Annotated in this window: 23 protein-coding genes and 1 tRNA gene; 14 read left to right on the top strand and 10 right to left on the bottom strand. The window is 63.9% G+C overall.

Annotated features, from left to right (window positions below):
- The first annotated feature begins 311 nt into the window (after nt 1-311).
- Genes ACSC1P_RS10205 through ACSC1P_RS10195 form a run of 3 tightly spaced genes read left to right on the top strand, consistent with a single transcriptional unit; the run spans nt 312 to nt 3982 of the window.
- Nucleotides 312-1319 carry a phosphatase PAP2 family protein gene (locus ACSC1P_RS10205; protein WP_435360042.1) on the top strand — a complete coding sequence of 336 codons (1008 nt, stop codon included), beginning with the start codon at nt 312-314 and terminating at the stop codon, nt 1317-1319.
- Nucleotides 1320-1375: 56 nt separating this feature from the next.
- Nucleotides 1376-2779, top strand: coding sequence for a signal recognition particle protein Srp54 (locus tag ACSC1P_RS10200; protein ID WP_435360041.1), 1404 nt, complete (start codon nt 1376-1378; stop codon nt 2777-2779).
- A gap of 6 nt (nt 2780-2785) precedes the next feature.
- Nucleotides 2786-3982 carry an MFS transporter gene (locus tag ACSC1P_RS10195; protein WP_435360040.1) on the top strand — a complete coding sequence of 399 codons (1197 nt, stop codon included), beginning with the start codon at nt 2786-2788 and terminating at the stop codon, nt 3980-3982.
- A gap of 22 nt (nt 3983-4004) precedes the next feature.
- On the opposite strand, the gene ACSC1P_RS10190 is transcribed toward ACSC1P_RS10195, so the two are convergent.
- A complete protein-coding gene (locus ACSC1P_RS10190; protein ID WP_435360039.1) occupies nt 4005-4421 on the bottom strand; it encodes a DUF8059 family membrane protein in 417 nt (138 codons plus the stop codon).
- A 208-nt stretch (nt 4422-4629) separates the two neighbouring features.
- Here ACSC1P_RS10190 and ACSC1P_RS10185 point away from each other — a divergent pair, with 208 nt between their 5' ends.
- The gene (locus tag ACSC1P_RS10185; RefSeq protein WP_435360038.1) at nt 4630-5355 is read left to right on the top strand and encodes a class I SAM-dependent methyltransferase; all 726 of its coding nucleotides are present in this window, start codon (nt 4630-4632) and stop codon (nt 5353-5355) included.
- A gap of 21 nt (nt 5356-5376) precedes the next feature.
- Here the strand turns inward: ACSC1P_RS10185 and surE are convergent, their stop codons facing one another.
- The 3 genes from surE to ACSC1P_RS10170 form a co-directional block, all read right to left on the bottom strand.
- Entirely contained in the window at nt 5377-6228 is an 852-nt protein-coding gene (gene surE / locus ACSC1P_RS10180; RefSeq protein ID WP_435360037.1) for a 5'/3'-nucleotidase SurE, read from the bottom strand.
- Between the two features lie 141 nt (nt 6229-6369).
- Entirely contained in the window at nt 6370-6774 is a 405-nt protein-coding gene (locus ACSC1P_RS10175) for a hypothetical protein (protein ID WP_435360036.1), read from the bottom strand.
- Between the two features lie 101 nt (nt 6775-6875).
- Nucleotides 6876-7451, bottom strand: coding sequence for an NUDIX hydrolase (locus tag ACSC1P_RS10170; protein WP_435360035.1), 576 nt, complete (start codon nt 7449-7451; stop codon nt 6876-6878).
- A 76-nt stretch (nt 7452-7527) separates the two neighbouring features.
- On the opposite strand from ACSC1P_RS10170, the gene ACSC1P_RS10165 reads away from it, so the two are divergent.
- The 4 genes from ACSC1P_RS10165 (at nt 7528) to ACSC1P_RS10150 (ending at nt 10895) form a co-directional block, all read left to right on the top strand.
- Nucleotides 7528-8109, top strand: a complete 582-nt coding sequence (locus ACSC1P_RS10165; RefSeq protein WP_435360034.1) for a magnesium transporter — start codon at nt 7528-7530, stop codon at nt 8107-8109.
- The gene (locus ACSC1P_RS10160) at nt 8110-8667 is read left to right on the top strand and encodes a magnesium transporter (RefSeq protein ID WP_435360033.1); all 558 of its coding nucleotides are present in this window, start codon (nt 8110-8112) and stop codon (nt 8665-8667) included.
- 41 nt (nt 8668-8708) lie between these two features.
- The gene (locus tag ACSC1P_RS10155) at nt 8709-9764 is read left to right on the top strand and encodes a hypothetical protein (protein ID WP_435360032.1); all 1056 of its coding nucleotides are present in this window, start codon (nt 8709-8711) and stop codon (nt 9762-9764) included.
- 78 nt (nt 9765-9842) lie between these two features.
- Nucleotides 9843-10895 (top strand): molybdopterin-dependent oxidoreductase, encoded by a 1053-nt coding sequence (locus ACSC1P_RS10150; protein ID WP_435360031.1) that lies wholly within the window; start codon nt 9843-9845, stop codon nt 10893-10895.
- A gap of 393 nt (nt 10896-11288) precedes the next feature.
- On the opposite strand, the gene ACSC1P_RS10145 is transcribed toward ACSC1P_RS10150, so the two are convergent.
- Nucleotides 11289-11942 (bottom strand): HAD family hydrolase, encoded by a 654-nt coding sequence (locus tag ACSC1P_RS10145; protein WP_435360030.1) that lies wholly within the window; start codon nt 11940-11942, stop codon nt 11289-11291.
- A 158-nt stretch (nt 11943-12100) separates the two neighbouring features.
- On the opposite strand from ACSC1P_RS10145, the gene ACSC1P_RS10140 reads away from it, so the two are divergent.
- From ACSC1P_RS10140 to ACSC1P_RS10130, 3 genes are all read left to right on the top strand, one after another.
- Nucleotides 12101-13198, top strand: a complete 1098-nt coding sequence (locus tag ACSC1P_RS10140; protein ID WP_435360029.1) for an aminopeptidase — start codon at nt 12101-12103, stop codon at nt 13196-13198.
- 287 nt (nt 13199-13485) lie between these two features.
- A complete protein-coding gene (locus tag ACSC1P_RS10135) occupies nt 13486-14592 on the top strand; it encodes a right-handed parallel beta-helix repeat-containing protein (RefSeq protein ID WP_435360028.1) in 1107 nt (368 codons plus the stop codon).
- 144 nt (nt 14593-14736) lie between these two features.
- Nucleotides 14737-15549, top strand: coding sequence for a helix-turn-helix transcriptional regulator (locus ACSC1P_RS10130; protein WP_435360027.1), 813 nt, complete (start codon nt 14737-14739; stop codon nt 15547-15549).
- A gap of 514 nt (nt 15550-16063) precedes the next feature.
- Here ACSC1P_RS10130 and ACSC1P_RS10125 read toward each other — a convergent pair.
- The 5 genes from ACSC1P_RS10125 to ACSC1P_RS10105 all read right to left on the bottom strand — a co-directional run bounded on the left by ACSC1P_RS10125 (nt 16064) and on the right by ACSC1P_RS10105 (nt 18551).
- Nucleotides 16064-16510, bottom strand: a complete 447-nt coding sequence (locus ACSC1P_RS10125) for a DUF6069 family protein (RefSeq protein WP_435360026.1) — start codon at nt 16508-16510, stop codon at nt 16064-16066.
- A gap of 181 nt (nt 16511-16691) precedes the next feature.
- Nucleotides 16692-17129: a MaoC family dehydratase gene (locus ACSC1P_RS10120; protein ID WP_435360025.1), complete on the bottom strand. Its 438-nt coding sequence runs from the start codon at nt 17127-17129 to the stop codon at nt 16692-16694.
- Nucleotides 17130-17176: 47 nt separating this feature from the next.
- Entirely contained in the window at nt 17177-17602 is a 426-nt protein-coding gene (locus ACSC1P_RS10115) for an EamA family transporter (protein ID WP_435360024.1), read from the bottom strand.
- A 347-nt stretch (nt 17603-17949) separates the two neighbouring features.
- A tRNA-Arg gene (locus ACSC1P_RS10110) sits at nt 17950-18057 on the bottom strand.
- A gap of 119 nt (nt 18058-18176) precedes the next feature.
- Nucleotides 18177-18551 carry a YccF domain-containing protein gene (locus tag ACSC1P_RS10105; protein ID WP_435360023.1) on the bottom strand — a complete coding sequence of 125 codons (375 nt, stop codon included), beginning with the start codon at nt 18549-18551 and terminating at the stop codon, nt 18177-18179.
- Nucleotides 18552-18692: 141 nt separating this feature from the next.
- On the opposite strand from ACSC1P_RS10105, the gene ACSC1P_RS10100 reads away from it, so the two are divergent.
- The 3 genes from ACSC1P_RS10100 to ACSC1P_RS10090 all read left to right on the top strand — a co-directional run bounded on the left by ACSC1P_RS10100 (nt 18693) and on the right by ACSC1P_RS10090 (nt 20271).
- On the top strand, nt 18693-19274 hold the full coding sequence (locus ACSC1P_RS10100; protein ID WP_435360022.1) for an AAA family ATPase: 582 nt from the start codon (nt 18693-18695) through the stop codon (nt 19272-19274).
- On the top strand, nt 19271-19687 hold the full coding sequence (locus ACSC1P_RS10095) for an RNA-binding domain-containing protein (protein ID WP_435360021.1): 417 nt from the start codon (nt 19271-19273) through the stop codon (nt 19685-19687). The genes ACSC1P_RS10100 and ACSC1P_RS10095 overlap by 4 nt, the downstream gene beginning before the upstream one ends.
- Nucleotides 19688-19779: 92 nt before the next feature.
- Nucleotides 19780-20271 (top strand): hypothetical protein, encoded by a 492-nt coding sequence (locus ACSC1P_RS10090; RefSeq protein WP_435360020.1) that lies wholly within the window; start codon nt 19780-19782, stop codon nt 20269-20271.
- The last annotated feature ends 266 nt before the right edge of the window (nt 20272-20537 follow it).

The raw sequence follows: 20537 nt of genomic DNA, 5'->3' as shown, positions 1-20537 counted from the left end.
GAGATAGTCTGTCAGCGAGCGAGTGCTACGTCCAGAACGGCTTGTTCGCCGACCACTGGGCCAGTCTCTGGCATGTGTGAACCATGGGATGGGAGCGACAAAAGCGTCCGCTGCAACGAGTTTTGGTTCGGCGACTGAAACGGGGACTCAGCGGGTTGGCCGTGGTCTGGCAAAGAACACACGACCCGTGGGATGACAGGTATCGTGGCACGACGCCACAAGTTGTGCTACGTCATAACATACCATAAGCGTATTTGATTGGTATCCATCACGTCAACGCATACAACTACGACAGACCCCTACAGCCGGGTATGGAGCGCCCAGAAGGCGGTAGTACCGGCCGTCGGACGGGGCGACTACTCGTCGCCGTCGCGCTGGTTCTCGGACTGGTACTCACGTTCGTGCTGCAGACCCTCGCGGTCGACCGGTCACTCGGGCTCTCTGTCCCACAGATACGACTCGCCGTACAGATTCTCGCTGGGGTCCTCACACAGGCGGGCGACCCGTGGTTCCTCGTCATCGTCGTCTCTGCGGTCTATCTGGCCGGCCCCACGAAGTCGCTGGTTCGAACTCCGAAGAGTGGCGCGTTTGCCGTCGCGACGACCTACGGCGCGTTCGCCACCATCGACCTGCTGAAGCACGTCTATCGCGCCCCACGGCCGGGAGGTGCGGGCTCGGTGACGATACCCGAGTGGGTTCCACCGACTGTCGCTGGGCCCGTCGCGAACCTCGTGACCGGGACCGGCTACGCGTTCCCGAGCGGGCACGCCCTCGGAACGACAGTCGTCTTCGGAGCACTCGCGTCGGTTCTCACGGTCGGCACCGCTCGGGCGCGGTGGCTGGCCGCGGCCGCAGGCGTCGTGCTGGTCGCGGCGACCAGACTGGTCCTCGGTGTTCACTTCCTGGCCGACGTGCTCGTCGGCATCGTCGTCGGTGTCGGGTTCCTCGGCGTCGCCATCTGGCTCGACGACCCGAAACGAGTGTTCGGTCTCGGGGCCGTCGTCGCGGCAATCGCCGCAGTTTTCGCCATCACCGGGCCGGAGGGGACCGCGTGGACCGTCGTCCAGTGGCTCGGGGCGTCGGTCGGCGGCGGCCTCGCGTGGCACTTCGCGAGACCTGCGGGCGGTGTGTCGCTCAGAACCGCCCTCGTCGTCGGCCTCCCCGCCGGCTTCCTCTGGGCGGTCGTGTACCTGTTCAGCCCCTCTATCCCGGTGATTCTGCTGTTCGGGACTGTTTTCGGCGGCTGGACTATCGCCGCCCCGCGAGCAGTCGCGCAGTACCAGCAGTCGTCGCTGGAACCGGGGTCGACCGCGAGATAGGGCCCGTAATCGAGAAAAAGGCTTTAACGCCTCACTCTACTAACGGAGCATAACTAATGGTACTCGACGACTTGGGGGAATCCCTGCGGAGCACCCTCGACAAGCTCAGCGGGAAGTCCCGAATCTCGAAGGAGGACGTCGAGGAGATCGTCAAGGAGATTCAGCGCTCGCTGTTGCAGGCGGACGTCGACGTCTCCCTGGTGATGGAACTCTCCGAGAACATCAAACAGCGCGCGCTGGAAGAGGAGCCGCCGAAAGGCACGCCGGCGCGTGACTTCGTTCTCCGCATCGTCTACGAGGAACTGGTCGGACTCGTCGGCGAGTCGACCGAACTCCCGCTCGAAGGACAGACTATCCTACTCGCTGGCCTGTACGGGTCAGGGAAGACCACGAGCGCGGCCAAAATAGCGTGGTGGTTCTCGAAGAAGGGGATGCGCCCGGCCATCATCCAGACTGACACGGACCGGCCCGGTGCGTACGACCAGTCGAAAGAGATGGCACGTCGCGCCGAGGTCGACTTCTACGGCGACGACGACGCCGAGGACCCACTCGAAATCGTCCGTGACGGGATGGAGGCGACGAAAGACGCCGACATCCGCATCGTGGACACCGCCGGTCGTGACGGCCTGAATCAGGAACTCATCGACCAAATCGAGCGCATCGAAGGCGTCGCCAACCCCGACAAGAACCTGCTCGTCATCGACGCGGCGATGGGTCAGTCCGCGAAGGAACAGGCCCAGAAGTTCGAGGAGGCCATCGGCATCAACGGCGTCGTCATCACGAAGCTCGACGGTACCGCGAAAGGTGGTGGCGCACTCGCCGCTGTCAACGAGACAGATTCGTCCATCGCCTTCCTCGGGACCGGTGAGGAGGTCCGCGACATCGAACGCTTCGAGCCGGAAGGGTTCATCTCCCGACTGCTCGGCATGGGCGACCTGAAGTCGCTGGTCAACCGCGTCGAAATCGCGATGCAGGAGACCCAGGAGGACGAGGAGGACGACTGGGACCCCGAGGACATGATGAAGGGGAACTTCACCCTGAAGGACATGAAAAAGCAGATGGACGCCATGAACAACATGGGTCCACTGGACCAGGTCCTCGACATGATTCCCGGCTTCGGCGGCGGCATCAAGGACCAGTTGCCCGACAACGCGATGGACGTGACCCAAGAGCGCATGCGCAGCTTCGAGGTCATCATGGACTCCATGACCGACGGCGAGATGGAGAACCCGCGTGGCATCGGCCAGAAACAGGTCGAGCGCATCTCGCGTGGCTCCGGCCAGCCCGAGGAGAAGGTGCGTGAACTGCTCCAGCAGCACAAGATGATGGAGCGCACCCTGAAGCAGTTCCAGGGCGGCATGGACGGCGACATGCAGCGCATGATGAAGAAGATGCAGAAGCAAGGCGGTGGCGGCGGTGGCATGGGCGGCCTCGGCGGCGGCGGCGGTCCGTTCGGGTAATCACACGTGCGAGCACGACTCGCGCGCTTCGACGCGCTCTGTCTGACCGCACTCATCTGGTTCCTCGCGAAGTTCCTCCGATACGCGTTTCCACCACTGTTCGGGACGCTCAGGGACACCTACGGTGTCTCGAACGCCGTCGTCGGGAGTGCGTTCACCGCGCTGATGCTGGCCTACGCCGCGATGCAGTTCCCCTCCGGCGCGCTCGCGGACCGAATCGGCGGCGTCCGTGTCGTCACCGCCGGCGCAGTGCTGGCCGCTCTCGGCGCGTTCTTCCTCTCGGTCTCGCTCCCCTTCGCCGTCCTCGTCGCCGCGATGGTCGTCGTCGGTGTCGGCACGGGCGCGCACAAGACCGTCTCGGTCCGGTTGCTCTCGCGGGTGTACCGCGACCGGACGGGCCGGGCACTCGGCGTCATGGACACCTTCGGCGCGTTCGGTGGCGTGGTCGCTCCGGCAGCTATCGTCTGGGCACTCGCGGGCGATACGCCGGGCTGGCACGAGGTATTCCTCGCTGGCGGACTCTCCGGAATCGTGCTGGCACTGTTGTTCGCGTGGCGAGTACCACGGCGACTGCCCGACGATGGGGCAGACGGCGACGATGGTGCTGGCGGCCTCGCCGCGTATCGGACCCTCTTCGCCGACCGGTGGTTCCTCATCTTCGTCGGCGTGACGGTGCTGTTCTCGTTCACCTACAACGGCGCGGTGGCGTTCCTCCCGCTGTACCTCCAGCAGGCAGGGAACTTGTCGGCGACGACCGCCGGAGCCATCTACTCGGCACTGTTCCTCGTGAGCCTCGTACAGGTCGTCACCGGCGAGATGAGCGACCGAGTCGGCCGGTTGGCCGTCACGGGTGGGACCCTCGCACTGGCGACGCTCGGGTTGACCGTCGCCGTCGCGGTTCCGGAGTCCGGCGTCCTCGTCCTCGGCGGCGCAGTCGTCGCTTTCGGCCTCGGCAGCCACGGCTTCCGGCCGGTCCGCGGCGCGTATCTCGTCGAACTCGTCCCCGACGAGGTGGCCGGTGGCGCGCTCGGCGTGGTCCGAACCGCCATCATGGGCGTCGGCGCGGTCGCCCCGGCGACGGTCGGTATCGTCTCCGACACCGCGGGCTTCCGTGCCGCGTTCGCCGTACTGTTGGCATCGCTCGTGGGCTCGCTGGCTCTCGTCGGAGTTCTCGGACTCGGTGGGAGGGAGAAGGCGCAGTGACGGGTACTCGTGTCGCTGCTGGTCAGTCGTCCGCCGGGGCACTGGCCGCGATTCGGTCGCGACCCTCGTGGTCGACCGTGTCGGCCTGATACGCCATCAGCAGCATCGAGACGACGAGGAGCGTTCCCCACAGCATGATAGACATTCCGATAATCGGGTTTTCGGTGTATGCAACCCCCCAGACGGCCAGCGGCAGTCCCCACTGTCCGAGCAGGTAGGTCCCCGTGACTGCCTGTCGAATCTGCCCGACCACCCCGAACGCGTCGATGGCGAACCCGGTCACGATGGCGAGAATCGAGAGGACGCCGAGGTGGGCGTGTCCCGGAACCAGCCAAAGTGCGTCGCCGCTGCCACTTTCGAGTTGCATCCCCATGTAGAGGCCGACGAGCATCATCGTCGCCAGTCCGAGGAAACCGGAGATTTTGAGTAATTTTATCATCCTGATTTGACGTTTAATTTTCTTGTTTGTAAATAAATACGTGTGATAGTTGTCCGCACTAACGAGACCATATCGCTCGCAGCGAGTGTGACATCGGCCCGTGAGGAACCCAACCCACCGAGAAGCAACCCGACACCCTGGCATCGACGCTAGGTGGTACCACCAATCATTGCAGAGTTATGGAATGTGGCAAAGAACGTCTAGGCCCATGATAGCAGACCCACTGGGAGTGGCGATGCGCGACTACCAGCGCGGCGGCCTGCGCGGCGACTGTCGCTACGTCGACGGTGCGGACACCACCGACGGCCACATCGAGGCGAACTACTTCCGCGACACGGACGAGATGGCCGACGAACAGGCGGAACTACTCCTATCGCTCGACGGCCCGGTCCTCGACGTGGGTTGTGGCAGCAGCCAGTACGCGCTGTTCTACCAGCGCCACGACGTGCCTGTCACCGCCTTCGACGTGAGTCCCGGCGCGGTCGAAACCGCCCGCGAGCGCGGCGTCGAAGACGCACAGGTCGCAGACATGTTCGAGATGCCCTACCCCGACGACGAATTTTCGAGTCTGCTGGCGAACGGGACACAGTTGAGCCTCGGTGGGTCCATCGCGGGTATCCGGTCCTTGCTCGCCGAGTTCGCCCGTGTGACGACGAGCGATGCGACGGCCATCGTCGACACTTACGACCCGAGCGAACTCGACGACGCAGACGAGATGCTCGGCTACCGGCCGGACCCGCGTGGGGGCGTCGCTCACCGCGCGTTCCACTTCGAGTACGAGCGCGACCAGGAGCGACTGGTCGGGCGGACGTTACACTTCCTGCTGGTGTCACCGGAGCGACTCCGAGACGCGTGTGTCGGGACGCCGTGGTCGGTCGAGACTGTCAGGTACAACGATTCTGGCGTGTACTACAAGGCGGTACTGGAGAAGTGAGGAACGAAGCTGTCGACGCGACTACCGCGCGTTCATCTGTTCCACGATAGCGTCCAACTTCTCGTGGTGTGTCGGTTCTCTGGGCGCAGAGAGCGGTGAGACACTCGCTTCCCCGTCCAACACGGCCCGGCGGTCGCTCCCGACCGGGTAGCGCTCGCGGACCGCGTCCACGTCGGGCAGCGGGTTCGCGTACCCCTCGACGTGTGGCCAGAACTTGTCCCAGAGGCGCACGAGTTCTTCGCCATCGCTAACCTCGAACCCGATGTCGTCGTCGACCTCGTCGGGGTGGCTGTGCTCGACCCGCACGTCGAAGTCGCCGTCGGTGTGCGTGATGCGCAGCAGGGGGTCGGCCGCGTCACAGGGGGCGTTCACGTTCAGCACGTCGACGCGGTCGAACACGTCCGTCGCGAGGCAGTCGGCGAGGAGGTCGCAGGCGATTCTGGCGGGCGTCGAGAAGTCGTACTCCTCCGGCGGGTGCGTGAAGAACTCGACGTTGTGGTACGCCGAGACGGCCAGTGCAGGCGTCCCGAGAAAGGCGGCCTCCATCGCCGCACCGACGGTCCCCGAGCGGCCGAGGACGTACGCGCCCATGTTCGGGCCGTGGTTACAGCCGGAGACGACCACGTCGAACTCCGTGTCCAATCCACGGAGACCGTAGGCCACGCAGTCCGCCGGGGTGCCGCCGATGGCGTAGCCCCACTCGTGTTCTCGGCGGGTGGTGTACTTCGAGCGTTTCCGACCGACGCCGGACTGGTTGTCGGCGGGCGCGACGACCGTCACGTCGCCGAGGTCGAGTAGTTCGTCTCGCAGGGCAGCCAGCCCGTCGCCGTCGATACCGTCGTCGTTCGTCAGGAGAAAGTGCGGGTCGCTCACTACCGGCGGATTCGCTCGGGAGAGAGTAAGTCTTCGGGAGGCGGTATCGGCGTCCGTTTGCTATCAGTACAGACCGTAGCGGACAGCCACTGAGCGGTTCGTGAGGATGGCGAGAACGACGTGGAGTAACGGTATCCAAGCCTACTCTTCCTGCCCCTCGCCTCGGTGGGCGAGGAGTCCGACCACGTCCTCGGGCAGAAACTCCTCGACGCCGCCCGCTCGGTAGACCACGACCGCGAGCAGGAGGCCACAGCCGAGCGCCGCCAGCACCGCCGTCTCGTACCAGTGCCGCCGAATCAGCGTGTAGACGAAGACACCGCTCAGCCCGAGCAGCGCGCCCGCTGCACGTTCGACCTGTCTATCACGGAGCGAGACAGCCCCGCTGGCGGCGAACCCAGTCGCGAGCGCGGCTAACGCGAACGGGAAGGTCCCCCACGTGAGGGGTGGATAGCCGAGAACGGGGTCTCGGAGACTGAGAACAGCAGTGAGTGCGGCGACGACGAAACACGCGGCTTCGACGGCGCGAAGTGAGAGACGGCGAGTCATCACCCGGGTTTTTTCGAGGTGATTCATAAAACGTGGTGAGCGTATCGGTTTCCGGAATTTCAGTCATCCTAACCAGAATAACCGGTGATTGGACCAGAGTATCACTCCAGTATTTCCCGAATACGCTCTCTGTCCTGCAGGTCCTCGGGGAGTTCGTCCGGCCCGAACCACGCCACGTCGGTTATCTCCGGCTCGCCGCTCGGTACGCGGTGGGCGGGCGTCGCGCGCCGGCCACCGAGTTTCTCGCCCACGAACACGACGAGCGGTACGCGAATCAGTTCGTCGTGCCCGTAGTCGATGGCGAAGTCGCGGTGGTAGCAGATACCCGTGATGGCGGTCTCGACGTTCGTCTCTTCGCGTGTCTCACGAACGGCCGTCTCGGCAAGTGTCTCGCCCTCGTCCTGTGCGCCCCCCGGCGTTATCCAGCCGTCTTTGTAGCCCAACTGGGTACAGAGGGCGCACCCATCGTCGACGACGACCATGCCCGCACAGCCAGCGAGTCGGTTCAACTGGTCGGCGACGCTTTCCGGGAACGACTGTGGCTGATAGAACGCGGGCTCGGTGACCAGCGGGTCGAGTTCGGGAGCCGGGTCGAACCCCGCCACGGCCGTCTCGCGCATCGACCGGGCACGTTCTCGCAGTACGTCCGCGATGGCTCGGCGGTCGTCCGCGTTCATGCGAGAGAGTCGCGGAGCGACGGGCAAAAAACCCGGGACGCCTCCTTTTATCCCATCAGCCTGCAATTCGAGAGACATGAGCATCCCCGACGTGGCACGGGACGCCTTCCGCGAGGCGGTGCCGGCGCTGTCGGCGAGCGTCGTCGGTGGCCTCGTCGCTGGCGTCGTCCTCGGTGGGATGCGGGACCAGCTGGGGCAGGTCGACGGCCTGCTCGTGCTGGTGCCCGCACTGTTGGCCACGCGCGGGAACGTCTACGGCTCGCTCGGTGCACGCCTGTCGACCGGGCTCCATCAGGGGCTGGTCGACCCGTACGTCGACTTCACCGACGACCGACTTCGCGGGGCCGTCGCGGCCGCGCTGGCCAACGGCGTCTTCGTGAGCCTCTTTGCGGCGACTGCTGTCTACCTCGTTCTCACACTGCTTCCGTCGGGCGAAGTCGCGCCCCTCCTCGTCCTGCTGGCCATCGCGGCACTCGCGGGCGTTCTCTCCGGAATCGCACTGACCGTCGCCGTCGTCGGCGTCGTCTTCGCGGGCTACCGGCGCGGGTACAACCCGGACACACTGGTCGGCCCGCTGGTGACGACCACGGGTGACCTGTTCGGGGTCGCCTTCCTCCTGCTCGCGGTCGAAATCGTGCTGGGTCTCGGAGGGTGGTAGATGCCGGAGCAGTGGACCGTCCGCGACATCTCGCGCGCCATGCTCCCGCTGTTGCTCGCGCTCTCGACCGTCGAAATCGCGTCTGGACTGGTCCTCGGGAGCATCGAGGACACCTTGCTCCAGAACCCGTCGCTCCTCGTGCTCGTGCCGGTGACCATCGGGACCGCGGGCAACCTCGGCTCTATCCTCGCGGCGCGACTCTCGACGGCGGTCCACCTCGGGACGGTCGAATTCGACCTGACCGACGACACGCTGGTGGGGAACGCACTCGCCACGGTCGCGCTCGCGCTGTCGCTCTTTCCCCTCGTCGGGGCTGGTGCGTGGGTGTTGACGAGTCTGACCGTCGGGGCAGAACTCGGCCCGACGACGGTCGTGACGGTGGCGTTCGTCTCCGGTGCAGTGCTGGCCGTCCTCGCCGTCGTCATCACGCTCGCGGCGACGTACGTGGCCTATCGGCTGGGGCTCGACCCCGACGACGTGGTCATCCCGGTCGTCACGAACACCTGTGACGTGCTGGGGGTGCTGGTGTTGTTCGGCGTCGTGTCTGTACTCCTGTAACTGGCCCAAAGCGTCATGTACGTCCAGCCGTAGTTCGCTCCATGAAGCGACGCGACTACCTCCGGGTCGCTCTCGTCGGGTCGGTGGGCGCACTCGCCGGGTGTCAGGAAACACCCACAGGCGATGGCCCCGACGATGGTTCCGGTGGGAGCGATGGTGGCGGCTCGGGTGGCAGCAACGCAGGCAACGACGGCGGCGACAGTACCGCCGAGGGCGAGGAGAAAGCGACCGAATCAGGCGCAGCACAGGCCGACTCACACATTAAAGAGGCCGTGGGCTCGCTCAATCGGGTCGGGTACAAACTCTCCGAGACCGAAGAACAACTCCAGAACGACCCGACTGCGGTCGAGTACGACGTCGAGGCGACGCTCGCAGTCGTCGAGTCGGCACGGAGCGAACTCGACGCCGCGGCGGGGACGGCGACCGCCGATCAGAAAAAAGACATCGAGACACTTCGCAATCTCGCGACCGTCATGGACTCCCTCGCACGTGTGCTCGGGACGTTCCAAGACGCCGACCCCGCAGCACGGCTGGACGAGATTCAGACGACCGTCAAAGCCGAGCAGTACGGCGAAGCGCTCACCATGGTCCGCGACGCGAAGTCGACAGTCGCCGAGGCCGAAGCGCGCGTCACGACCGCCACCGAGGCGGCGAACGCGATGGACAAAGACCGACTGGCCGCGCTCGACGCCGTGGAGTACGAGCGAATCGAGGGGCCGCTCTCGTCGCTCTCCGTGAGCGTCGACAGCTTCCTCGGGCTGGCGACCGGCTACGAGGCGGTGTTGCTCGGCCGTGAAGACCTCGTGGCGGCGAACGACCACATCGACGCACGGGAAGGCGACCAGGCGAAAGCAGCCATCGGCAAGGCGAAAGCGCACTTCACCACCGCCAACAGCGAATTCGACGCCATCCCGGCCGACGCGCCGACAGAGGTGACCAAACACCTCGACCGCGCCCACTGCCAGACCGACCACCTCGTCGCTGCCTCGGACCACTTCGAGCAGGCCGCGACAGCGTACGACGAGGGCAATCCCCTCGAAGCCAAACAGGAGCGCGACGCCGGGGAGGCAGAACTCGACAAGGTCAACGACTGCTGACCCGACTCCCTGGTTTCGGCCACTTGTGAATCCGGTTCGCCCGTAGGCTCATTTCTGTCCGGTCCATAGCTCCCGTCGATGACTCGCCAGTCTGTCGTCCCGACGCCGAGCGTCGTCGACGCGGCCATCCTCGCTGTGGTCCTCGTCGAGGCCATCACTGGCGTCTGGAGCCTGATTGCCCGCCCGGACGACGGCTGGCTCTTCGTCGTCCACGGCGTCGGTGGTGTGGTCCTCGTGGCCCTCGTGGGGGTGAAACTCCGGCGGGTGTGGCGACGCGTAACCGGAAGCTGGAACCGGACTATCGCGGTGTCGGTCCTGCTGTCGGTGCTGGCACTGGCGGCGCTCGGAACTGGCGTGTTGTGGATTCTGGGTGTCGACTCGCCGATTCCTGGGTTCACGCTGCTCGTGCTCCACGGCTACCTCGGCGCGCTCTTGCTTCCGGTACTCGCGGTCCACCTGCTGGCGCGCTTTCGCCTGCCCGACCGCGAAACGGTGCGGGACCGCCGTGAAGCACTCAAACTGGGCGGCCTGCTCGTCGGCGGGGCGGTCGTCTGGCGACTCCAGCAAAGCGTCGGGCAGGCGCTCGTCCCCTCGCGGCGGTTCACCGGGTCGCGCGAGGACGGCAGCGACGACGGGAACGCCTTCCCGGTGACGAGCTGGGTCGCCGACGACCCCGCGCCGGTCGAGGTGGACGACTGGCGACTGTCGGTTCGTGGTCGGGTCGACTCGCCGCTCGAACTCGCGTATGCTGACCTGCCCGGCAGCGACGATGGCAACACCGAGCGCGCACTGCTCGACTGCACGAGCGGCTGGTACTCCGACCACGACTGGCAGGGCGTGAGAGTGGGCGACTTGCTGGATGCGGCTGCGGCTGACGAAGGGGCGAAGTGGGTGCGCTTCCGGTCCGTGACTGGCTACCGGTGGAGTTTGCCCGTGGAGGAAGCCCGTGACGCCCTGCTGGCGACCCACGTCGACGGCGAGCGACTGGCGCACGGGCACGGCTTTCCGGTGCGGTTGGTCGCGCCCGGCAGGCGCGGGTTCCAGTGGGTGAAGTGGGTCGAGGCGGTGGAGGTTCGGGAGAAAGGCGACCCGGCGCAGTGGCTGGCGACGCTGGTTAGTGGGTTCGACTGAGTGACAGACCGAGAGTGCGAGTCTAACGGCACAAGAGGTATGAGCTATCTCGATAGATATTCTGCATGAACCGTCGGTCTGCCCTCCACGACACGGCACTTATCGGATGTTGTTTTATCGCCGTTCTCGCCATCATTGGCGTCCTCATCGCTTCGGTTATCGGTGAACCCCCAGTAGCGTACCTCACCGACCTGTTCACAGACCCACTGTGGCTGTTCACGATAGCTATCGGCCTGTATTTCTCCGTAACTGGGTATAGACGAGCGAAAGCGAAGTCCGCCTGAGGTGTGACCCCTCTGCGTTGTCCACCGATAGACCCAGCGCTCTAAGTCTGTCGCAGAAAGTGCTGAACCACCTATCCGCCACCGACTTCGACTACCACGTTCGATACCCTCAGAAATCCCGCAACAGCCCCAAGGACTCGATGTCTGGCACGACGACCGACTCCACTCCACGGTCCAGATGTATCGCCTCGAATCCAGCATCTCTCGCGCCCTGTACGTCCGGTTCGTAGTCGTCGCCGACCATCACGAACCGCGAAATCTCGTCGGGTGCGCGTTCGCGGGCGAGGTCGTACGGCGCGGAATCCGGCTTGTGCGCCCCAGCTTCGTAGGACGCCACGAACGTCTCGAACCGGTCGGTCAGGCCGTGGTGTGCGAGTTTACTGCGCTGCCACTCGGGCACGCCGTTCGTGAGGACGCCGAGGTGGTGGCGTTCTGCGAGTTCGTCGAACAGGGCACGCGCCTCGTCGGAGACAGCCGTCATGTCGAGTTCTTTCTCGTGGAGGGTGTCACGCAGGGCTTCCGGGTCGAGGTCGTGACCGGTCTCGGCGACGGCGTCGCGCATCGCGCCGAGGACTGGCTCGGGTTCGACCGCGTCGAAGCGGGCGAAAAAGTGTTCGTTGTACGCTTCGGCGAGTTCGACGGGACGGTCGTCGGTGTGTGCCTCGAACGTCTCGACGAGCACGTCGCCGTAGCTTCGCGTGAACTCGACGACGGTCCCGTCGAGGTCGAAGAAGACCGCGGTCGGGGAGTCTGTAGAGGGCATTGCGGTGACAATCGAAGGTAGTGTACAAAAACGCGGTGGACGTGTGTCAGATGCTACCGCGATACGCTCCGGAGAACACTTCTGTCAGCCAGAAACCCGTGAACGAAAGCCCTCGCCTTTCGAAACCGGTAAACGACCCCCACGACGACTTCTGAGACATGGACCCACGAGTTCGTGAACACGCACAGATTGTCGCCAGCCACTCCGCGGAACTCAGCGAAGGGGACAACGTCGTCATCGACGCCCACCCCGTCGCGGAGGACCTGGTGACGGCGCTGTTCGAGGAGTGTGCCGACGTGGGCGCGAATCCGCTCGCCATCAGCCAGCGGACGGGCGACCGCTTCAAGCGGGCGTACCTGCGCAACAGCGACGACACCGACTTCGACCTGCCGAGCCACGAGATGGCCCTGTTCGAGGAGATGGACTGCTACATCGCCATCCGCGCCGGCGCGAACATGACCGAGAAGTCGGACATCGACCCGAAGGTCCTCGCCGACTACGAGAAGGCCCGCCGCCCGCTCCTGAACGAGCGACTCTCGAAGACGTGGGTGCTCACACAGTACCCCGCCGGTGCCAACGCGCAACTCGCCGAGATGAGCACCGAAGGCTACGAGAACTTCGTCTGGGACGCCGTCAACAAGGACTGGGACGAACAGGGCGCGTTCCAGCAGCAGATGGTCGAGATTCTCGACGGAGCCGACGAGGTCCGCATCGTCTCCGGGGACACCACCGACGTGACCATGTCCGTCAAGGACAACCCGACGCTGAACGACACGGGCAAGAACAACCTGCCCGGCGGTGAAGTGTTCACCGCGCCGGTTCCGGACTCGGTCGAGGGCGAGGTCCTCTTCGACAAGCCGCTGTACCACCAGGGCCGCGAGGTCACCGGTGTCCGCCTCGTCTTCGAAGGCGGCGAGGTCGTCGAGTACGAGGCCGAGAAGAACGAGGAGACGCTGAAGAACGTCCTCGAATCCGACGAGGGCGCGAAGCGACTCGGCGAACTCGGCATCGGCATGAACCGCGACATCGACGTGTTCACGTACAACATGCTCTTCGACGAGAAGATGGGCGACACCGTCCACATGGCCGTCGGCCGCGCCTACGATGCGACCGTCGGCGAGGGCAACGAACAGAACGAGTCCGCCGTCCACGTCGACATGATCGTCGACATGAGCGAGGATTCGTACATCGAGGTCGACGGCGAAATCGTCCAGCGCAACGGGACGTTCAAGTTCGAAGATGGGTTCGAAGGATAGCGCGGTTCGGAGCGAGCGTAGCGAGCGAGAACCGCGTAATTGCGAGCGGCGTAGCCGCGAGCAGTAGCGAGGAAGTCGACCGTCGAAGACTTTTTTGACCGACCGAGTTCGATTGGTTCGGCCGCACAGCGGTACCGGGACGGTCGGGAGTCTGGCACGTCGGGGGCCCTCGGCGGCGAACGCTGCGCAAGCGTCGACGGTCCGGGTTTACGTACTGTTCCGACCGTTGACGCGGCTTACCACACTGGTAACAATGACACCGCTGGGAGAAGTTACGCTGTCGACACATGCTTCGACGACACACACTGATACTCGCAATCGCCGGATTGCTCGTCCTGAGTCCCCTCGCTGCGGCCGGTGTTGGCGTCTCCCCCGACGCCACCGTCGGCACGCCCTCCACCGACCTATCGACGGACACGTCGACTGTGGACGCTACCGAGGTGACTTCGTGTCGAGTCATCGACGAGCCAGGACAGTACGAACTCACGACCGACATCACGAACAGTACCGCAGAGACCTGCATCGAAATCGCCGCCAGCGACGTGACCTTCGACGGGAACGGCCACACCATCGACGGTGACGACGATGCAAGCGGTCCCGAGACCGCCATCGGCCCGCCGAGCGGGACGCCCGACGAGTGGCAGAACGTGACGGTCCGCGACGTGACGGTCACGGATTGGTCGTTCGGCATCCGGTTCTTGTCCGTCGAGAACGGGAGCGTCGAGGACGTCACGGCCCGTGACGGTCAGTGGGGCATCAACCTCGAATCGAGCGACGTGACCGTCAGCAACAGCACCATCGAGAACAACTCGTTCACTGGCGTTCAGGTCGCTGGGTCGGCCTGGGGAACCGAGTGGGACGTGACCCTCGACGGCAATACGTTCGTGGACAACGCCAAAGGTGTCCGCGCACTGTTGGAAGACGACGCGTCGCTCCAAGTCCGCCAGAACGTCTTCCAGAACAACGACGACGGTCTCTGGGCCCACCACGCGGTCAATTTGACCGTCCGGCAGAACCTGTTCACGGAGAACACCAACGGCGTCAACGTCGCCAGTACGGCCACCCTTTGGAGAGACAGATGTGAGACGCCGCCGATGGCCGAAGGCGTCGCCATCCACCAGAACGCGTTCGTCAACAACACCGACTACGGTGTCTACAACGACGCGGGTGCGACTGTGAACGCGACCCAGAACTACTGGGGTGCGGCCGACGGCGCCAGCAGTCCAGCAGACCCCAACGGCTCGCTCGTCGACCCGGTGACGGAAGCACTGGCCGACGGGACCGGTGACAAAGTCTCCGAAGGCCCGAAAGAAGGTCTCTCGAACGTCCACTTCGACGATGCACTGCCGCAGATGCCCGGGAACATGGGAACTGACGACGACGACTCGGACTGAACGGCGACGTTCTCACTCTTCTTTCGCAACGTCGACTCGCCGTCCAGTAGTTGTACAGTAACTCGCACCAATTCCCTCGAAATTCAGGGTAGCCCGTGGACTGATATGATTGACTGCGGTACAGTAGAGTCGGGGACTATTGGTATGGACGACAGGAGCGCCATCATCGAAGAAATCGGATTTCTCTCGCGGTCGACGAACAGAGTCCGCATCCTCGAAGTCATCGACGAGTTCGATGGAGCGAGCAGGGACGACCTTCGGACCGAACTCGCTGCCTCACGAACGACCGTTACACGGAACGTCGAGGCGCTACTCGACCGAGGTTGGATTCGACAGGAGAACAGAGAGTACAGAGTCGAACCGGGCGTAGAACTGGTCATCGAACGCTTCCGCGACCTCGAAGAGACCGTCGAGACAGTGCAGCGGTTACAGCCCTTTTTGCAGTGGACGACCCGTGAGACGTTCGACGTCGACCTCTCGTTGCTCCGTGACGCGTCGCTCACCGTCGCCGAACCCGGCAATCCGTGGGCGATGGTGAACGAACACGTCAGTGGACTGCGGGAGTCGTCGGTCGACAGGATACTGCTCCCGTTGACTGGCCTCCACGCGATGGAGGCGGCACACCAAAAGATCGTCAACGGCGACGCCCGCGCCGAGTTCGTCGTCACCAAGGGGGTCGTCGAGACGTTGTTCGAGGACCCGGATTTCGCGCCGTTGACGACCGAGATGGTCGAGACGGGCCGGTTCGAGGTGTACCAGACAGACGAGCCAGTCCCCTTCTACCTGGGAGTACTCGACGACACGGTGCAGGTCGGTGTCGACGAAGAGGGAGAGCCACGGGCGTTGTTGGAGACGACCGACCCAGCCGTGTTGGAGTGGGCGAGCGAGTGCCTCGATTCGTACCAGCGTGGCGCAGTTGCAGTCGAAGCAGACCCCGTCTCGGAGTCCTCCGAGTAGCAACTGGACGGCGAAACCGAGTAGCAACTGGACGGCGAAACCGAGTAGCAACTGGACGGCGAAACCGAGTAGCAACTGGACGGCGAAAACGACTCACCGCACCCTGCAGGACTCGGCCACAGAAAGATATTCGGGCACGTCGACGAGTACGAGTCTGCTGTCCGCTATCCGTGACGAAACCGCTGGTGGCGGCTTCGAGGTCGCTGGACAACGATGCCAGCTCGACCACCCCCGCTCTCGACGTGCCGCGAAGCGTCAGAGGCACCTTCGTTCTGCGACGGGTCCGGTGGAATCGTTCCCCCAAACGACGCTCGAATCGATGACTGTGACGTCGGACGGACCGGCCCGCCAACGTCCGCGTCCCGACCGTAGCGCTCCCCCAGTGGACCTATCAACGTCGACCCGAAGGCAATCGAATGTATGGAGAAAGAGATATTCAGTGCAACCGGTGTGAATTGTGCAACCCATGCACAATCCGTCCAGTCGCCATCGGTTTCGCCGTCTGTCCGTGTGCTCACGGCTGGGCTCGGTCGAATATCTCACCGTGGGTCAATACCCCGACGCTCGACACCGCGACCGCGACGTGCATGAGGGCCAGCAGCGCGATGACGCCCGCTCCGACGCCAGCGGCCATCGTCGGCGCGACGAAGAACACGGGCAGCAACGAGAGTGCGAGTACGACCGCTGCGACGGCCGTGAACACGCGGTCTGGGTCGTCGACGACCCTGTCGAGGACGATGTAGACGGCGGTCGCTGCGAGCGCGCCGACGGCGGACGCGACGACGACCGACCCGATTTCGAGCGGGTCGAAGCCAGCCGGGATATCGACGAAGCGGTCGCCGACGACGAGCAGTATCGTGTTCACGATGACAGCGATGCCGGCGGCTGTCGCGCCGCGCTCCACGACCACACGAAGCGGCTGGAACGACTTCGCTGGCGCACCGACGGTAGTGGTTCCCATGCAACACTGTACGTGTTCTGCCACGATAACCCTGCGGCGAGTGTCTGTCGGGCGTGAAAGTCGGTGACAGTGAGGTAATCAGAAGACTGTTGCTGTACGAATAGATTATTCATTAGGTTGTCAATACGCACACGCAGCACGTGTCGCGTGCTCGCGGTGTGGCGTTCTCCGCTTCTCCCCGCTACTCGCGTTGCTGGTAGAGAACGCGGCCGACGAACGACTGTTTCACCTCGTCGTCCTGGTTCGTCGTGACGGTTCGGCTCAACACCAGGCCGACGCCAGGGCGGTAGTCGGCCTCCTTTTCCAGTACCTCGGTCTCGACGCTGAGTTCGTCACCGGGCCGTGTCGGATTGGGCCAGCGGAGGTCTTCGATGCCGACCGCACCCAGCACGGCCGTGCCGGGGAAGATACCGTCGACGAGCAGGCGCATCGTCATCGACCCGGTGTGCCAGCCGCTGGCGACGAGACCGCCAAACATCGACTCCGCGGCCGCTTCGGAGTCGACGTGGAAGGGCTGCGGGTCGTACTGCTCGGCGAAGCCGACGATCTCCTCGTCGTCGACCGTGTAGCTGCCGTACTCACGCGTCTCGCCCACGTCGAAATCCTCGAAATACTCCATAGCGCACCCACGGCCGGTCGTGAGAAAAGACCACCTGTCTCGGCAGGTCACCCGGTCGAGACGAGGTAGACGGAGACGACCGCCAGCCCGATGCCAGCGAGTTTGCGGGCGGATGCTGGCTCGTTCAGGACGAGGATACCGAGCGCCGAACTCGTCACGAGGAACATCCCGAAGATGGGCGAGACGACGCTCACCGGCCCCTGCGAGAGCCCACGGTAGTACGCGAGGATGCCCACCGCGAGGCAGGCACCAGCGGCGTAGACGTACGCAGCCTTCGGCTCGGTCAGATACTGTGCCGGGTGTTCGTCGTTGAAGACGACGACGCCGACGGTTATCGCGACGAGGACGCTGTTGCCCATCAACGTCGCTACGTTGCTCGGAATCGCGCCGTTGCCGTTCGTGGCGACGCTCATCAGCGGCGCGACCATCGTGTAGGCCACGAGCGCCAGCGCGGCCCAGAAGAGATAGCTCATACCCGTGATTCAGCGGTGGGGGTGACTAACGGTTTCGAAGTCGGGAGCGACGTGTCAGGGCTGCTCGTGGTCGTCACTCACGAGTTCGTGACGACACACGAGCACGATGGGAGTCCCGCGAGCGAAGCGAGGGGGACAACATCGTGCGAGTGAGGCGAAGCCGAACGAGCACGATGGGATTCGAACCACGGTCGCTCACTGCGTTCGCTCCCTGATTCGAACCCATCTCGATTAGTCGATTTACTCCTCACATCCGTTCGTCGTAAAATCGACGAGCACGAAGGGAGTCTCGTGAACGAGCGTGGCGAGTGAACGGGACTACATCGTGCGAGTGAGGCGAAGCCGAACGAGCACGATGGGATTCGAACCCACGACCATCGGATGTCTTCCCCCACCACCGAATCGATGTGTGGGGATAGAAGTCCGACGCTCTATCCAGGCTGAGCTACGTGCCCTCGGCGACACGTACGAAGTCCTCGTAAAAAAGCAGTCGGGATTCGATTGCCGGCGACGTGGTCGCCAGTGTCACCGCGAACACACCGACATCGATGCTGGTCAAAGTCGAGCGAGTGCCCTATCCGTTCAGCTTGTACAGCGACGTGAAATATGGCAGGTAGTTGAACATGATGATGCCGACGGGCAGGCCGATAATCGTCGCCGAAACCAGCCACGCGAGGTTCGCCCAGAGCAGGCTGAGCCACCAGCCGACGAAGACGAAGTAGATGGCACGAACCAGCAGCGAGTGCTGACTTCGACCGTCGGCGTCGGAGTCCAGCGGACGGCGCTCTTTCAGGGTCAACAGCCACGGGACGCGGTTAATGAGTTTGACGCCGAGCGGGATGCCGATAATCGTGATGTTCAGGAACCACGCGACGTTGATGGCGACGAACGTGAGCCACCAGCCGACGAGCAGGAACCAGATTGCACGGACGAGGAGCGAACGAGCCATGGTACACCTGACGCAGTCGGGATGGAAAACGCTAGCGGGACCGGTCATGAACGGGCAGCGAGTGCAAAATGTCGGCTGGTCGGCCCCAGTCCACGGCCGAGAGCGGTGGCGTTAAGCCGCCGTCACGAATAGGAGTGGCCGATGACCGTCATCGGAACCGTCGGCCTGCCCGGCAGCGGCAAGGGTGAGGCGGCGACCGTCGCCCGCGAGCACGACATCCCCGTCGTGACGATGGGCGACGTGATTCGGCAGGAGTGTCGTGACCGTGGCCTCGACCCGGCCGAACACCACGGCGAGATAGCGCAGGCGCTCCGGGCGGAGAACGGCCCGGACGCCATCGCCCAGCGGTCGCTCCCGATGATTCGTGAGTATTTGGCGGACCACGACACCGTGCTCGTCGACGGCCTCCGCTCCGGGGTCGAACTCGACTGCTTCCACGATGCTTTCGGCGACGACTTCGTCCTCGTCAGCATCGAGGCCCCGTTCGAGGTTCGAAAGGAGCGACTGGCCGACCGCGGCCGCGACAAGGGCGAAGCCGAGGGCGGCGAGGGACTCGAAGCCCGCGACGAGCGCGAGCGCGGTTTCGGCATGGACGACGCGATGGCCCGCGCAGACGTGGTCATCGACAACACCGAGACGCTCGAAGCGTTCCGGTCGAAGATCGAGGCACTGCTGTCGGACGGTCCAGACGGCGTTCGTGACCTCGCGGAGGGCGAGCAATGATTTACAGCATCGACGTACAGGTGACTGCGCCGGTCAACGACACCGAAGTCACGGACCGCGTCATCGACGCCATCACGAACCTCTTCCCCGAGGCCGAGGTCTCGGAGAATCCGGGCGAGGTGATGGCGACGACGCATCAGCTCGAACATTTCTCCGAGCAACTTCACAAACAGGAGATTCTGGACACCGCTCGCGGGCAGTTCCTCAACAGCGCTGAGGGCGACACGTTCGAGTTCTCGCTGAAGAAGCAGGCCGCGTTTCAGGGCAAGGTGAACTTTTCCGTTGGGAAACCCGACGAACTGGGCGACATCCACGTTCGGGTGCGGGTGAAAGAGCCGAGTGTCGAGGAGTTCGTGGACTATCTGGCTCCGCCGACGGAAGACGGGAAGCCTATCGACGTTAGCGACGAGTGAGTCAGCATCTGTAAGAGAGTCACGTTCGAACCGGGGTGTATCGTATGTCAGTAGTTTTAGATTACTGTTTGAAAGAAAACGACCCTGCTACGATGAGCGACCTACGGGGCGGGATTCAGGTCGTCGTCGATGGGGTTCGGCTCAATCAGGGTCAGCGTGAGGAGGGGTACACGTACGTACCGTGGTATCCAGAGTACGTCGGCGAACTGATTCACAATGACCTCTGGGACCTCATTTCGACCACTACTGCGCTCCGAACGCGTGAACTCGACCTGTTCGCCAGTAACCGGGTTCAGCTCGGGAGTGTCGGACACTGGTTCGTCGTCGAACCATTGAACAACACACATGCTCGGTTGGCATATCAGGGTAACTACGCGTACGACGACCCACAGGACGTCCTTCCGCCAGTCGAATGTCTGCACGGGTACGTCGTTCCAATCGAAGACTTCTGTAACGCGGTCCTTCAGACTGGGCGAGCGTACGTCGAAGAACTGTACTCGCTGGACATTCGAGGCGAACGCGTTGTGTTGGAGAAATTTGAAGACGTGGTTGACGATCTCGAAACAGCGATTCAGTCGTGCTGACTGTGAATGCGACCACGCCTGTGGTTTCACCTGACAATTGAATTTCACGGGGAGGAACAGTTCCGAAACCTGACGGTAGTGTTCTGATTCTTGGCATCCTGGCCTTGGAAGTGGTTCGAGTCGTCCGTTCTCGACAGGGGTGGATGTGGTGTCGAAAACAGCCGTGAACCAGAGTAGTTCACTGGTTCCGATTGTCGATTGTATTTGTCGGCGACGAGCAGTCCACGAATCACGATGGAACATGACCACAACCGAACAGCACCTAG

The sequence above is a fragment of the Haloarchaeobius caseinilyticus genome (genome assembly GCF_051207395.1).
Classification (GTDB): domain Archaea; phylum Halobacteriota; class Halobacteria; order Halobacteriales; family Natrialbaceae; genus Haloarchaeobius.
Note: the sequence above shows the minus strand (reverse complement) of the source record. Positions and strands in the feature narration are given on the sequence as shown.